Source organism: Pseudomonas sp. LB3P58, from assembly GCF_054897895.1.
In genome coordinates this window covers 3527800-3542820 of sequence record NZ_JBUBVE010000001.1, presented here as the reverse complement: position 1 = coordinate 3542820, position 15021 = coordinate 3527800, and the positions used below count along the sequence as shown (strand labels likewise).

Genomic DNA, 15021 nt, shown 5'->3' with positions numbered 1-15021 from the left:
AGGCTCGCTCCCACAGGGGATTGGTGGTGTTCAGGCGATCAAAACCACTGCTTGAACCGGCGGATGTAGATCGTCTTCATGGTCTGCGCCACCACGCAGTAGCTGAGCAAAGTACCCACCAGCCAAGGGAAGTATTCCCATGGCAACGGCACCAGGCCGACCAGCGCGCCCAGCGGCGAGAACGGGATGTAGATGCCCAGGCAGATCACTACGCCGGTCGCGAGAATCACCGGCAATGCAGCCGTGCTCTGGAAGAACGGAATCTTCTGGGTGCGCAGCATGTGCACCACCAACGTCTGCGACAGCAATCCTTCGATGAACCAGCCAGACTGGAACAGGCTCTGCATTTCCACGCTGTTGGCGGCGAACACGTACCACATCAGGGCAAACGTAGTGATGTCGAAGATCGACGAGGTCGGCCCGATCCACAGCATGAAGCGACCGATGTTCTTCGCATCCCACTTGCGCGGTTTGCGCAGGAACTCCTTGTCCATCTTGTCCCACGGCAACGCCAGCTGAGAGATGTCGTACATGAGGTTTTGCAGCAGCAGGTGGATCGACAGCATCGGCAAAAATGGAATGAACGCACTGGCCACCAGCACTGAGAACACGTTGCCGAAATTGGAGCTGGCGGTCATGTTCAGGTACTTCATGATATTGCCGAAGGTTTCGCGGCCCTTGAGCACGCCTTCTTCGAGCACCATCAGGCTCTTTTCCAGGAGGATGATGTCCGCCGATTCCTTGGCGATGTCCGTGCCGCTGTCCACCGAGATCCCGACGTCGGCATCGCGTAGCGCCGGGGCGTCGTTGATGCCGTCGCCGAGGAAACCCACGGTGTGACCGTTGCCTTGCAGCGTCTTGAGCACCCGGGATTTTTGCAGCGGTGTCAGCTTGGCGAACACCGTGCGTTCTTCGACCCGCAGCTTGAGGGTGGTGTCGTCCATGTGCTCGATGTCTTGGCCGAGCAGCGGCGTGCCTGGATCGAGGCCGACTTCACGGCAGATCTTGCAGGTGACCACGGCGTTGTCGCCGGTCAGCACCTTGACCGTCACGCCCATGTCGCGCAGTGCGGCAATGGCCGGGCCGGCAGTTTCCTTTGGCGGATCGAGGAAGGTCAGGAAGCCGCGAATTACCAGGTCGCGCTCATCGGCGGTTTTGTACTGGTTTTTGCTTTGGATTTTCGGGATTTCGCGGGTGGCAACCAGCAGGACCCTGAAACCGTCCTCGTTGTACTCGTTGGCCAGGGCCAGCAAGTCTTTGCGTCGCTGTGCATCCAGCGCGACCACCTGGCCGCTTTCATTGATGTGGCTGGCGATGCTGAGCATTTCCTCGACCGCGCCCTTGCACACCATCAGGTGATCGTCGCGGCTGTCCTTGACGATGATCGACAGGCGCCGACGGACGAAGTCGAACGGCAATTCGTCGACTTTGCTGTAGGCAAACGGCACACGGAACGTTGGATTAGCGTTGGCGAATTGCACCACGGCCTGGTCCATCAGATTCTTCAGACCACTCTGGTGATGGCTGTTGAGCCACGCCAGTTCGAGGATCGAATCGTCGCGGCGGCCGTGGCTGTCGACGTGGTGCTCGAGGATGATCTTGTCCTGGGTCAGGGTGCCAGTCTTGTCGGTGCACAGCACGTCCATCGAACCGAAGTTCTGGATCGCATTGAGGCGCTTGACCACCACTTTTCGCTTGGCCATCGCCATGGCGCCTTTGGCCAGGTTGGCGCTGACGATCATCGGCAGCATTTCCGGGGTCAGGCCAACGGCAACGGCCAGGGCAAACAGGAACGCATCGCCCCAGTCACCCTTGGAGAAGCCGTTGAGCAGGAACACAATCGGTACCATCACCAGCATGAAGCGGATCAGCAACCAACTGACGCTGTTCACCCCACGGTCGAACGCGGTTTGCACCCGCGAGCCGACGATGGCTTTGGCCAGTGAACCGAAGTAAGTCCGAGCCCCGGTAGCCACCACCACAGCCTTGGCCGTGCCGCTGACCACGTTGGTGCCCATGAAACAGATGTTCGGCAGGTCCAGCAGGTTCGACTGATCTGGCGCGGTGCTGGTGGCGGACTTTTGCGCCACATTGCCCAAGGTGTCGTACTTCTCGACCGGCAAGGCTTCACCGGTCAGCACGGCCTGACTGATAAACAGGTCGCGGGATTCGATCAGGCGGATGTCGGCCGGGATCATGTCGCCAGCGCTCAACTGAACGATGTCGCCGGCCACCAGATCGCGCATGGGCACTTCACGCAGCACCGATTTGCCGTCCTTGTGCTCGCGGCGTAGCACGGTAGCGGTGGTGCGCACCATCGCCTTGAGGGCTTCGGCGGACTTGGCCGAGCGGTATTCCTGCCAGAACCGCAGCAGGCTGCTGAGGCTGACCATGGTCATGATAATGATGACCTTGGTCAGGTCGGCGTCATCCGCTTCACCGTTGCTGATCGGCAGCCAGTAGTCAGTGAAGAAACTGATGCCGGCCAGGGTCAGCAGCACATAGATGAAGGGATTGTTCAGGGCTTTGAGCAGTTGGATGAGGGCGTGAGGCGGCTTGTCGTGGGCCACTTCGTTGTGACCGTTGCGTGCGAGGCGGCCCTGGGCTTCGAGTTCGGTCAGGCCGTCAGTGGTGGCGTTGAGGTTGGTCAGCGTGACGGCCAGGCCGTTCTGCGCTTCCCGGGCGGCGCGCATCGACAGCTTGGCGTTGTCGTTGCTGGTGCCTTGGGCGGTTTTCTTTGCGGTTTTTACAAGGGTCATTGCTGTGCTCCTGCCGCCGGCTCGCGGCACGACACACAGGCACCTCAGCTAATTAAAGACGAGCGCACGTATGTCGAGCCGCCAATAAGCGATCGATTCTGACTAGTTGCGTTTTTAATAGTTGATGTTCGCTGTCCGTCGATTGGAAAGTGACGGGCAGCGAACCGTCTACTGGCTTCGTCCATAACTAACTCACTATTTAACAGGCAATAAGAAGTTGCCGATTTCCTTGATAAGGAAAACGTTAAGTAAGGGCTTTTAAAGTGCCTTCAGCTCAATTGAAAGTGCGCACCCCGAGGAACAGGCCGAACATCAGGCCGACCTGCTGGAACAGGCGCGCGATGCGCCGACTCGGTGGTTCCTGGCTATCGTCGAGGCTCCAGCGTTGCTGAAGCTGACCCGTCATCGGGCAGACGCGCCAGTTGGCACGCAGTTGCGCCTTGGCAGGGGAGGAAGGGCTGGAAAACGGTGCGCCGGCCCGGGCTGTGGCAGGACGCTCACGGCACAGCTTGACCCGCATGGTCGAGGCAAAGGCGCGTACGCCGGGCATTACAGTGGATTTGAAGTTCATAACATACCTCTGGACCGGACTGACGCCGGCGAGGCAAGTTACGGTGGAGCATCAAGCTCTAGCGCAGCTCACCCGACCGAAAAGTCGAGTCCCGTCATGTTCTGGGTTATGTGCCAGAGCCTGCGAATTCGCAGTCACCCGGCAGCGACTAGATGCTGTGTCCATTGGATTCTTTTGTGAGTTGAAAAAAGGCCTGTGAAACCGGCCCGCGCAATTTACTCAGGCAGGTGGATGAAGTCAACCTTCAGTAGTTCGTTAAAACGCAATTGAATGGAAAAACGTCGGACCCGGTTATTGAAGTTAGAACGTGTTCAGGTAAATGACAGTTAATAGTCATTTTTATGATGCACATCCCACAGGGAATTAAGTTGATCACACATCCAGCGTTCACCAGAGGTCCAATGTGGGAGCGGGCTTGCTCGCGAAGGCGGTATGTCAGTCACATTGAAGTTGAATGTACAGACGCTATCGCGAGCAAGCTTTGCTCCTACAGCAGCGGAATGCTGTAGCTCACGATCAAGCGATTCTGATCCTGGTCACGGGACGCCTCGCTGTTGGACTTGCCATTACGCCATCCGAATCCGATACCTTTCAGCGTGCCGGACTGAATCACGTAGTCCAGCGCAATGTCCCGCTCCCATTCCTTCTGGGTATCGCCAGAGGTCGTCTTGATGTCGTCCCCGCTGAGGTACATGACGGACGCTTTCAGTCCGGGCACCCCCATGGCGGCAAAATCATAGGCGTATTGACCGAAGGCTGTGCGTTCGCCCGCACGGGTGAAGGTCTGAATCAGGCGGTCGGTGTACAGATAAAGGCTGGAGCCGCCGGCACCCTTGTTGGCCAGCCCGCCCTGATTGAGCTGCGTGAAGTTGCTGCCACTCGAAACGCTTTGATAGCCCGCTGTGAGGCCATGGCCACCCACCGTGTAAATCAGCGCGGCGCTCCAGGTTCGGTTATCGATCTCGCCATCATTGCCTTGGGTGTAGCCGCTGATTTTGTAGCCTGAAGTGCCCGAGCTGTTTTTACCGGATGAATCGGTCTTGAAGTAGCGCAAGTCGGTTTTCAGCGATTGACCTTCCGCGATCGCCAGCGTGTGGATCAGGCCAAAGAATTGCTGGGTGTAGTAGTTGTCGAGGTTGGCGTAGTAATACTGGGCCGTCAGGTCCTTGGTGACTTTCCAGTCGCCGCCGGCGAAGTCGAACGCGTTGCTTTCACGGGTGCCGCCCGTGGCGGCCAACCCCGTCTGATCGCTTGAGCCCCGGCCTGTTGCGTGTTCGATTCGGCCTCCCGTGAAGGTCAGGTCCTTGAACTCGCCCGAGGTGATCTGGCCACCTTCGAAGGTCTGTGGCAGCAGGCGGCCGTCGTTGGACACCAGGATCGGCAGCTTCGGCATCAGTGTGCCCAGGCGAAGTTCGGTTTTCGAGACTTTGACCTTGCCGGTCAACCCCAACCGGCTCCATTCGTCGACGGCGCGGTTGTCGCTATCTGAAGGAATCATGCTGCTGCCGACGTGCCGGCCCTTGCCACTGTCCAGCGTAATCCCCATCAGACCCAGTGCGTCGACGCCAAAACCAACCGTGCCATCGGTGTAGCCCGACTTGTAATCGAGCATGAAACCCTGCGCCCACTCTTCGGTTTTCGAAGGCGCGGCCGTGCCGTCACGGTTGTCGTTATTGAAGTAGAAATTTCTCATCCCCAGGGTGGCTTTGCTGTCACTCAGGAAGTCGGCGTGCGCCTGGGTGCTGAGTGCAATGGCACCCAATGCAAACGTCACCGCCGTTTTCTTGTTACTCATCTGAATCGCCCTTTTTTTGTAGTTTGTATTTGGGAGAGTGGCTCCCGCAGTAGCGGGTGCCGGCAACGTTCGATGCCTGCGGGAGCGTTATTCGCCTGGCTTAAATACCCAACACGTTGGCGCCGATGCACGGGTCAATCCCGCGCTCCAGGCGACGCTGGTGGACGATCACGGTGATTTCCATCGAACCGGTGGTCACTTCGAAGTCGAGGATGTGGCCGCCATAGGCTTGAAACGTGGCGTCACCGGCAACACCGTGCATATGGATCGAAGGCTGGTCGTTCTTCCAGGCCACGGAGCCGGTGATGCTGGCCATCTCGACACTGTTCAAGGTCTTGGCGTCGAAGTCCTTTTTGTCCTTGTTCCAGAAACCGAACTTCACATTACCGAAGCCGATACCGCTGATGGACGCGCTGGGGATTTTCTCGGCGATGGCCAGTTTGGTCAGCTCCTTGAAGGCGTTGTCGCCCATGCGCAGCACCATCAGATAACCGGTGGGGGTTTTGGTGTAGCGCGGTGTCGTTTCAGTTACACATTGCATGGGTGCTGCCGTCGCGGTGGGTGCGGTTTCTGCAACCGCCAGTGGGGAAAACGTCGAATTGATCAGAACGGCAGCGGTGACCGCCAACATCATCTTGGAGAGACGCAGTGTCGGGTGAAGTTGAACGTGCATGAGACTTCCTCTGTTTTTGTTGTTGTGGGCTACAGCGTTTTTTGAGGCGAGCGTGTCCGGCGCCTATTTTTCGATAGGCGACGGAGTTGTTACTAACGGTGGGTGTTAGTTCGGTGACTTACAGCGCGTCACGGCTGCTGACACCGTCAACCAGTCGGGCAATGCTCAACGGGTTGGCGTTCTTCAGCGCGTCCGGCAACAAGCTGTCGGGGCAGTTCTGATAACAAACGGGACGCAGGAATCGATCAATCGCCAACGTTCCGACCGATGTACCGCGAGCATCCGAAGTGGCGGGGTACGGTCCGCCGTGAACCATGGCATCGCAGACTTCCACCCCGGTCGGATAACCATTGAACAGCACGCGCCCGACTTTCTGTTCCAGCAGGGCCAGCACTTCGTTCAGGGTATTGAGGTCCGAATCTTCGACGATCAGCGTGGCGGTCAACTGACCGCGCAAACCGTGCAGTGCCTGGAGCAACTCGGCCTGGTCAGCGACTTCCACCACGAGGGTGGTCGGGCCGAAGACCTCTTCCTGTAGCAACTCATCACCGTTGATCAACAGGCTGACGTCGGCCTTGAACACTTGTGGCTGCGCCTGATTGCCCTGTTGTGCGGCGCCGGCCAAGTGCGTCATGTCGGGGTGTGCGTGAAGATTTTCCAGGCCGTGGCAATAGCTTTTCAGCGCGCCGACGTTGAGCATCGTTTGCGCGGATTGCTCGCCCATCAAACAGGTGAAACGTTCGAGGAAAGCAGTGAACTCTGGCGAACGAATGCCCAAAACCAAGCCGGGATTGGTGCAGAACTGACCCGCGCCCAGCACCACGGAAGCGCTCAGCTCGGCGGCGATCTTTTCACCGCGGGCCTTCAGTGCTTCGGGCATCAGCAACACCGGGTTGATGCTGCTCATCTCGGCGAACACCGGGATCGGTTGAGGCCGTGCCGCTGCCATGTCACACAAGGCCCGGCCGCCACGCAATGACCCAGTGAAACCCACCGCCTGGATGGCCGGATGCTTGACCAATGCTTCACCGACGCTGCCGTAGAGCATGTTGAACACGCCATCAGGCATTCCGGTTTTTCTGGCCGCGCGAGTGATCGCATCGGCGACGTAATCGGCGGTTGCCATGTGACCGCTATGGGCCTTGAACACCACCGGGCAGCCCGCTGCGAGGGCGGAGGCGGTATCGCCGCCGGCAGTCGAGAAGGCCAGCGGGAAGTTGCTGGCACCGAACACGGCAACCGGACCGAGACCGGTGCGGTACTGGCGCAGGTCGGGGCGAGGCAGCGGTTGACGGTCGGGCAAAGCACGATCGATGCGGGCGCCGTAGAAATCGCCGCGACGCAGCATCGTGGCGAACAGACGCATCTGGCCGCTGGTACGTGCCCGCTCCCCTTGAATACGGCCGGCGGGCAGGGCGGTTTCCCGGCACACGAGGGCGATGAACGAGTCGTCCAGCGCCTCAAGTTCCGTGGCAATAGCCTCCAAAAATTGAGCGCGTCGGGCAGATGAAAGGTTACGAAAGATCCGGTAGGCCGTGGCCGCCGCTTCTGCGGCCGCATTCATTTCATCTACAGTCGCCTGATGGAAGCGATACGGCAGTGCTTCGCCGGTACTGGCGTCGTGGCTTTGCAAGGTGCTCGAACCTTTTGCCGAACGAGCGCCAGCGATGTAGTTGTGGCCTGAAACTTCAAACATGGGAACTCCTGAAAGGCTGTTCAAATGAGGGTCAAGTGAGCCGGTAAATGCGTCGGGCGTTGTCATGAAACAGGGCGAGCCGATCCGTGAGGGAGCGGTCGCTGACAATCGTTTTGAAGCCGTCGAAGATCTCGCTCATGCCGTTCACGACGCCGTCGACCGGGTAATTGCTGGCAAACGCGCAGCGACTGACATCGACAATCGAAATCGCGTCGTTCACCACCACGCGGTTCGACTCGACGGGCCAGGCCTGGCCGGGGATGCAAATGCCGGAAATCTTCAGGGCAACGTTCGGCTCCCGAGCCAGCAACGCGAGGTTTTCACGCCAGCCGGCCAACCCTTCTTCCGAACGATCAGATGGCAGCGCCGTGTGATTGACCACGATGGTCACGTCAGGAAAGTCTCTGGCCAGCTCGGCCGCTTCCGCCAGATGCCACCATGGCGCCTGCAACTCGAAATGCAGGCCGTTTTCAGCCAGTTGTGCGTAGCCGTCGCGCCAGCGGGGATCGCGCATGGAGCCTGGCGCGACGAAATCTTCGCGCCATGCCTCAAGGGTGGTGACCGCAGGTTTGTGGCGCACGCCGCGCACCAACGGATGATCGCCGTAGCGGCGCAAGAGGTCCGATGCGTCTTCACGGTCAAGCCAGGCCTGCGCCACCATCGCTGCCAGGGTCGGTTCGTTTTGTGCCAGTGATTCGACAAACCTCACCTCATCGGCGGGCGTCGCAGGGTCCCATTCACCCTCGATGACGACGGTCTGCACGATGCGATGGTTGCCCGTCAGCCGGCGATAGTCTTCAGGCAGAAAGTTGCGGCAGATCGATGAGTAATCGCCGTAACGAAAGGGGCGCAGCGGGCGGTCGTTCAGCCACGGGTAGTAATGCTTTTCGATGTCGAAATAATGTTGATGAGCGTCGACGATGGGTAAGTCCGCATCCTCGCCGCTGGCCAGAAAGCGCGCGCGCCAGTCGATCACCGATGGGTTATCCATGCTGTTCCTCCAGACGATAAAAGCGTTGTGCATTGCCGGCGAACACCGCTTCCTGCACGGCACGCCCCAGTGGCGCGAGCATCGCGGCCACGCCATCGGCAATCGTGTCGTAGGACGCGCGCAATCCGGCGACCGGGAAGTTGCTGGCGAACATGCAGCGCTCGGGGCCGAAGATCTCCAAGGCGGTCAGCACCACGATCCGGTTGTCGTCGTAGTTCCAGGGCGAGTCTTTCAGCCCGAACTCCGACAGCTTGATGTGCACGTTGGGTTGCAAGGCCAGTGCTTCCAGGCCTTTGCGCCAGCGGGTCATGCCGTGCGGGCTGCGATCCCAGGCGAAACCGGTGTGGTTGAGGGCAATCCGGATCTGCGGAAACATCGCCGCCACTTCGGCGGCCTCGACCAGGTGCCACGGCGGTACGCGCAGGTCCCACGACAGATCGTGGTCAGCCAGACGCGAAAAGCCTTCCAGCCATTTCGGGTCCTGCATGGTGCCCTTGGCGCCGGCAATCGACACCTCCGGCGATGCCGAGGTCACTGGTTTGGAGCGTATGCCTTTTACCAGCGGCCTGGCGGCCTGAGCCGCGAGAATGTCCGCGCTGTCCTCACGGTCGAACCAGGCGTGGGCAACGATGGCATTCGGGAAGCCGTAACGGGCATTCACCTGTTCCAGCCAGCGTGTCTCGGCGACTTGCTCATCGCGAGCACGCTCGGCTTCGACATGCACCGTTCCCACCAACCGTTGTCTTTCGGTCAGGGCAAGATAGTTTTCCGGCAAGAAATCACGGCAAAGGCTGCGATAGTCGCCGAGAAAAAAATCCTCGTGATAGTCGTCCTGCAGCCAGGGATAACGACCGTTGCCCAGGTCCCACAGGTGGTGGTGAGCATCGACAATCGGTAGCGCATCCTCGGCTGCCAGGTTGGGCAAACCATTGCGTTCGTGCAGCGTGATCATGACGGGGTCCCTTGCTCAGCGCGACGCGGCGAATTGGGAAGGGTTGAGCACGCTGTCTTCGACTTCCCCTGCGGCGGCGGCCTCGGCCTTGGCCTGAACGCGGCTGCGCAGTTTGGCGACGTTCACCACCACCCGGGTATGCGCCGCCGTGGCCACCAGCTCGACGTCATCGCGCACTTCGACGTTGAAGGTGACGCTGCGACCTTCGATCCGGGTAACCGTGGCGACGATGCTGACCGACATGCCCAGCAACGTGGCGCCGACGTGGCGGATATCGACTGCCGCACCGACGGTGTTTTCGCCTTCATCGAGGAAGGTGAGCAGGTAATCAAGGCAGGTCTGTTCGATATCGTCGACCAACCGTGGCGTGGCGTAGATGCGCAAGTCTTCGCCGAGAAACGAGATGGTGCGCTCCTTGTCGACGATCAGTTGGCGTTCGGTGGCGGTGCCGGCTTCGAGTGTGGAAAAATTCATGAGAAACCTCGTATTTGCGTGCTGACAGTCAAAAAGTGATTCAGGCGTTGGGCAGGAAACCGATGGAAATCCATGGCACGGCGATCAGCACGCCCAGGGCTACAACGAGTGCGCCGAGATACGGCCAGACCCGGCGCATGGCGCCGCTGGGGTCGACCTTGGCGATGGCGCAAGCGGCATAGAAACCCACGCCAAACGGTGGGGCGAACAAACCCAGGCCCATGGAGAAGATCGCGACCATGGCGTAATGCACGTCGTTGATGCCCATGGCCTTGGCAATCGGAAACAGCAGCGGCCCGAACAGCACGATGGCCGGAATGCCCTCCAGAAAACTGCCCAGAAGGATGAACGCCACGGCGGAGATGATCAGGAAGCCCATCGCGCCACCCGGCACCGTCGACATCACCTGCGCCAACTGGTGCGAGAAGCCCGACTGGGTCAATGCCCAGGCCATGGCGGTGGCGCTGCCGATGATGATCAGGATCGCGCCGGACAGCGACGCGGTGCTGACCAGAATCGGATACAGGCGGCGCCAGTCAAAGCAGCGGTAGCACAGCAACCCGACGACGAAGGTGTAGGCCACGCCGATGGCGGCGACTTCGGTGGCGGTCGCGACCCCTTCAACCACCGCGGTGCGGATCACGAAGGGCAGGGCCAGTGCCGGTAATGCGACTAGCAGCGAGTGACCGATTTCCTTGCCTGAGGCACGTTTGCCGGTAGAGGCCTCGCCTTTGCGGTTTTTCCACCAGATCACTGCCGCCATGGCGATGGCACCCACCACTGCCGGCATGAAACCACCGGTGAACAGGGCGGAAATCGACACGCCGGTCACCGAGCCGATGGTGATCAGTACCAGGCTCGGCGGAATGGTTTCCGACATCGCCCCGGAGGCATTGAGCATCGCCACCAGTTCGTTTTCATCCTCACCGCGTTTCTTCATTTCCGGAAACAGCGCCGGCGCGATGGCGGCCATGTCGGCAGCCTTGGAACCGGAAATGCCGGAGATCAGGTAGATGGCCCCGATCAGCACGTAAGACAGGCCGCCACGTACATGGCCGATCAACGAGCAGAGGAAGCGGATCATCGCTCGGGCCATGCCCATGGCTTCGATCAACGCTCCCAAAAACACAAACAACGGGATGGCCAGCAAGATCAGGCTCGCCATGCCTTCGTCCATCCTACCCACCACCAGGGTCAAGGGCGTGCTGGTCATGGTCGACAGGTAAGCCACCGTCGCCAGGCCGAATGCGACCATGATCGGCACACCGATGACGATCATGGCCATCACGCCAATCATGAAGAAGACGACCAGGTTCCAGTTGCCCATCAGCAGCAGGGAGCCTTCAGCCACCCACAACAATGCGGCCAGGGAGGCCAGCATCGCCACCGACACGGAGAAGTCGATCAACCGGGCGCTGGTCAGCAGGCGCGCGACACAGGTCATCAGCATCAGGCTCAGGCCGACCGCGATGGCGGACACGCGAAAGGCGTTGGGGATTTCAAGGGCGGCGGTGGTGATGATCCACTCGTCGCTGACGTACTCCCAGGCCGGCGTGAACAGCAACCCGATGAACGTGATGACGATCACGGCGCCCAAGGTGTCGACAAAGGCGCGTTTTTCCAGCGGCAGCCGTCCGATGAACGAGGTCAGCCGCATGTGCTCGCCTCGACGCATCGCCACCACTGAGCCGAGCATCGCCAGCCAGAGAAACAGCAGCGAGGCCAATTCGTCGCCCCAGACGATGGGTTGATTGAGCACGTAGCGCGAGAACACATTGCAAAACAGCAGCGTGACTTCGATAACCACCAGCAACGCTGCGCTGCCCTCGGTCAGCCAGCGCAGCCCGGTGTCCAAAGCGCGACCGAGACGAAACGTGGTGGGGCGGGTGCTGAGTCCTTCAGCGGGAGAAACATCCGTCATTGGTATTTCGCTTTTCATGACCTTGTCTCCGGCTTAGGACAGTTGACCCGCGTACTGCTCCAGCAAGCTCCAGGCTTCATCGCCGTACTTTTCTTTCCATTGGGTGTAGAAGCCTTTGGACTGCAAGTCAGTCCTGAACAATGAACGGTCGACTTTGTTGAAGGTGATGCCATGGGCGGTCAGGGACGGCTCCAGGCTGGAGTTGAGATCGATCACCTGTTGACGCTGAATCAGCGCGGCGGCGTTGATCTGCCGGGAGACGATTTCCTGCACATCTGCGGGCAGTTTTGGAAAGGTCTTGCCCGAGGCAACGATCCAGAAACCGCCCCAGATGTGATCGGTCATGGAGCAGTATTTCTGCACTTCATAGAAGCGTGCGGCTTCGACCACCACCAGTGGGTTTTCCTGGCCGTCGACGACTTTGGTCTGCAACGCCGAGTAGGTCTCGTTGATGCTGATGCCGGTAGGGGAGGCGCCCAGAGCGCTGAACATGGAGGTCCACAGCGGGCTGACCAGCACACGCAGTTTGAAACCGGCCAGGTCTTGTGGCGTGTAGATCGGTCGCGTCGAACTGGTGATCTGGCGGAAGCCGTTGTTCCAGACTTTCTCCATCGGGATCAGGCCGACCTTCTCGGTCTTGGCGCGTACGTATTCGCCCAGCTTGCCGTCCAGCGCGGCCCAGACACTGTCGTAGTCCTTGAATGCGAACGGCATGCTTTCGATCGACATGGCCGGCACCAGCGTGGAGAGAATCGCGCCGGGCAATGGAATGAAGTCGATTGCCCCAGCACGTACTTGGGACAGCATGTCGGTGTCGCCGCCCATGGCGCCGTTGGCGTACACCTGCAGGTCCACGGCGCCGTTGGTTTCGGCCTTGATGGCTAGCGAAGCCGCCTTCATTTGTATGTTCAGCGGATGGGTGTCGGGCAGGCTGCTGGTGTAGCGCAACACAATGGGTTTGGTCGCGGCGAAGACGCTGGAGGGCAGCAGGTTGGCGGCGAATGCGCCGCCAACGGTGACGCCGGCAGATACCAGGAATGATCGGCGGCTGACGGCCTCGGTCAAGATACGGCTCATGATGTTCACCTTGTTGTTTTTGTTTTAATAATGGATTCAGGCTTTGGAAACAGGTCAGGACGCGAGTGCGACCACGGCCTGGGTTCGAATCAGTTCGTCGATTTCATCTTCCGCGTAGCCGCTTTCTTTCAGCACTTCGCGGGTGTGTTCACCGAGCAGCGGGGCATGCCGACTGGTCGGCGGCGCTGCGTTGTCCATGTCGGAGAAGTGAATCGGCAGGCCCATGCCGCGCACCCGGCCTTCGGTCGGGTGCTGGGTCTCGACGACCATGCCGCGTGCTTCGGTTTGTGGATGAGCCAGCGCCGCCGCGATATCGAGGACCGGCCCGGCAGGCAGGCCGAGGCTGTCGAACAGCACCATCCATTCATCGGTGGTGCGCGCGACCAGGACTTCGTTGAGGATTTCCACCAGGGCCAGGCGGTGCTCCATGCGCAACGCGTTGCTGGCGAATCGTGGGTCGGCTTCGAGTTGTGGCACGGCGAGCGCCTCGACCAGCCGTTCGTAGTTGGCCTGGTTGGCGGCACCAATGTTGATCCAGCCGTCTGCGGTGCGGAACACCTGATACGGCGCGCTGGTGGAGTTGGCCGAACCCATCTTCGGCAGGATGGTGCCGTCGGCGAAATACGCCGCCGCCGGCCAGTACATCTGTTGCAGACCGGCTTCGAACAACGAGGTGTCGACCATCTGTCCGAGACCGGTTTTCTGTTTGGCAGCGTAGGCGGCGCAGATGCCGAGGGCGGCGAGAATGCCGGAGTTGATGTCGGCCACTGGCGAGCCGGCCTTGACCGGTTCACGCCCGGCTTCACCGGTCATGCTCATCATGCCGCTCATGCCCTGGGCGATCAGGTCGAAGCCGCCTTTCTCACCGAACGGCCCACTACGGCCGTAGCCGGAGATCGCGCAGTAGATCAGCCCTGGATTGAGGGTTTTCAGCGTTTCATAGCCCAGGCCGAATTTCTCCATGGTGCCGGCACGGAAGTTTTCCGTCACCACATCGGCGTCCATCAAGAGGCGGCGCAACACGTCGCGCCCGCCCTCGGTTTTCAGGTTCAGGCCAATGCCGCGTTTGTTGCGGTTCACCACCATGAACGAAGCCGATTCACCGCTGGCCATGATTGGCGAGAAGCGGCGCGAATCATCACCACCCGGGACTTTCTCGACCTTCACCACGTCCGCGCCCATGTCGGCCAGCATCATTCCGCACACCGGGCCGGACATGATGTGAGCCAGTTCTACCACGCGCATTCCTGTCAGCGGTCCCATGTTATTTCCCCTTGAATTGTGGTTTGGCTTTCTCGATGAAAGCGTTCAGACCGATCTGAAAATCTTCGGTGTCGTAGCAGAAGTAACTCGCGTCAATCTGCTCGACGGTGGGTGCAACGCCGGCCTCAAGCTGGCGTGCGGCCTGGCGATGCCAGCGGGCGACGAGGGGCGCTCCATTGGCGATGCGCTTGGCGGTGGCGAGGGTTTCGGACTCGACCTCGGCATCGGGTACGACGCGGGTCACGAGGTTTTTTACGTAGGCGTCATTGGCGTCGAGAATGCGGCCTTCGAGAAGAATCTCCAGGGTGGTCGAGCGTCCGGCCAGCGCTACCAGACCGGCCATTTCGTCATACGACATGACCAGCCCCAGCTTGCCGACCGGCGCACCGAAACGACTGGAGGTGCCGCAGATACGCAGGTCGCACAGCGCAGCGATTTCCAGGCCGCCGCCGACACACACGCCATGGATCATCGCGATCACCGGGTGTGGGCAGTCGGCGACAGCGCGCATGGCCGCCGAGGTGACTTCGGCATACTCACGGGCTTGTGCCAGGTTGGCGCGCACGGTCGGAAACTCGCTGACATCGGCGCCGGCGGCGAAGGCTTGTTCGCCAGCACCGCGCAACACGACGCAGCGCACGCTGGTGTCGGCGGACAACTCGGTCATGACATCACCCAGGTCCTGCCACATGGACAGGGTCAGGGCGTTCATTTTTCCCGGGTGGCTGAGGGTGACGGTGGCAAGGGTGTCTTGTCGGTCGATAAGGACGGTGGGCTTCATGATTGTTGCGCTGGCGTCGGTTCAACCGACGACGCGGCTGCCTCCTCATTTTTTATTGTTGGATAGCG

12 protein-coding genes are annotated in these 15021 nt (G+C 60.2%); all 12 read right to left on the bottom strand.

Annotated elements, in window-relative coordinates:
* Positions 1 to 38 precede the first annotated feature (38 nt).
* The 12 genes from mgtA to ACYZTZ_RS16345 all read right to left on the bottom strand — a co-directional run bounded on the left by mgtA (position 39) and on the right by ACYZTZ_RS16345 (position 14953).
* Positions 39 to 2759 carry a magnesium-translocating P-type ATPase gene (gene mgtA, locus ACYZTZ_RS16400; protein ID WP_461998992.1) on the bottom strand — a complete coding sequence of 907 codons (2721 nt, stop codon included), beginning with the start codon at positions 2757 to 2759 and terminating at the stop codon, positions 39 to 41.
* 274 nt (positions 2760 to 3033) lie between these two features.
* Positions 3034 to 3330: a hypothetical protein gene (locus tag ACYZTZ_RS16395; RefSeq protein WP_461998991.1), complete on the bottom strand. Its 297-nt coding sequence runs from the start codon at positions 3328 to 3330 to the stop codon at positions 3034 to 3036.
* Between the two features lie 487 nt (positions 3331 to 3817).
* Positions 3818 to 5125, bottom strand: a complete 1308-nt coding sequence (locus tag ACYZTZ_RS16390; protein ID WP_461998990.1) for an OprD family porin — start codon at positions 5123 to 5125, stop codon at positions 3818 to 3820.
* A gap of 100 nt (positions 5126 to 5225) precedes the next feature.
* Positions 5226 to 5798, bottom strand: coding sequence for a PPC domain-containing DNA-binding protein (locus tag ACYZTZ_RS16385; protein ID WP_461998989.1), 573 nt, complete (start codon positions 5796 to 5798; stop codon positions 5226 to 5228).
* A 118-nt stretch (positions 5799 to 5916) separates the two neighbouring features.
* Positions 5917 to 7494 carry an aldehyde dehydrogenase (NADP(+)) gene (locus tag ACYZTZ_RS16380; RefSeq protein WP_461998988.1) on the bottom strand — a complete coding sequence of 526 codons (1578 nt, stop codon included), beginning with the start codon at positions 7492 to 7494 and terminating at the stop codon, positions 5917 to 5919.
* Between the two features lie 31 nt (positions 7495 to 7525).
* A complete protein-coding gene (locus ACYZTZ_RS16375) occupies positions 7526 to 8485 on the bottom strand; it encodes an amidohydrolase family protein (protein WP_056741883.1) in 960 nt (319 codons plus the stop codon).
* The gene (locus ACYZTZ_RS16370) at positions 8478 to 9437 is read right to left on the bottom strand and encodes an amidohydrolase family protein (RefSeq protein ID WP_461998987.1); all 960 of its coding nucleotides are present in this window, start codon (positions 9435 to 9437) and stop codon (positions 8478 to 8480) included. Before ACYZTZ_RS16370 ends, ACYZTZ_RS16375 begins: the two co-directional genes overlap by 8 nt.
* Before the next feature lie 15 nt (positions 9438 to 9452).
* Positions 9453 to 9911 carry a thioesterase family protein gene (locus ACYZTZ_RS16365; RefSeq protein WP_461998986.1) on the bottom strand — a complete coding sequence of 153 codons (459 nt, stop codon included), beginning with the start codon at positions 9909 to 9911 and terminating at the stop codon, positions 9453 to 9455.
* Positions 9912 to 9951: 40 nt separating this feature from the next.
* The gene (locus ACYZTZ_RS16360) at positions 9952 to 11850 is read right to left on the bottom strand and encodes a TRAP transporter large permease (protein WP_461998985.1); all 1899 of its coding nucleotides are present in this window, start codon (positions 11848 to 11850) and stop codon (positions 9952 to 9954) included.
* Between the two features lie 15 nt (positions 11851 to 11865).
* Entirely contained in the window at positions 11866 to 12909 is a 1044-nt protein-coding gene (locus tag ACYZTZ_RS16355; protein WP_056741879.1) for a TRAP transporter substrate-binding protein, read from the bottom strand.
* Positions 12910 to 12963: 54 nt separating this feature from the next.
* Complete coding sequence (locus ACYZTZ_RS16350) at positions 12964 to 14172, bottom strand: CaiB/BaiF CoA transferase family protein (RefSeq protein ID WP_150656111.1); 1209 nt, start codon at positions 14170 to 14172, stop codon at positions 12964 to 12966.
* A 1-nt stretch (position 14173) separates the two neighbouring features.
* The gene (locus ACYZTZ_RS16345; RefSeq protein WP_461998984.1) at positions 14174 to 14953 is read right to left on the bottom strand and encodes an enoyl-CoA hydratase-related protein; all 780 of its coding nucleotides are present in this window, start codon (positions 14951 to 14953) and stop codon (positions 14174 to 14176) included.
* Between the last annotated feature and the right edge of the window lie 68 nt (positions 14954 to 15021).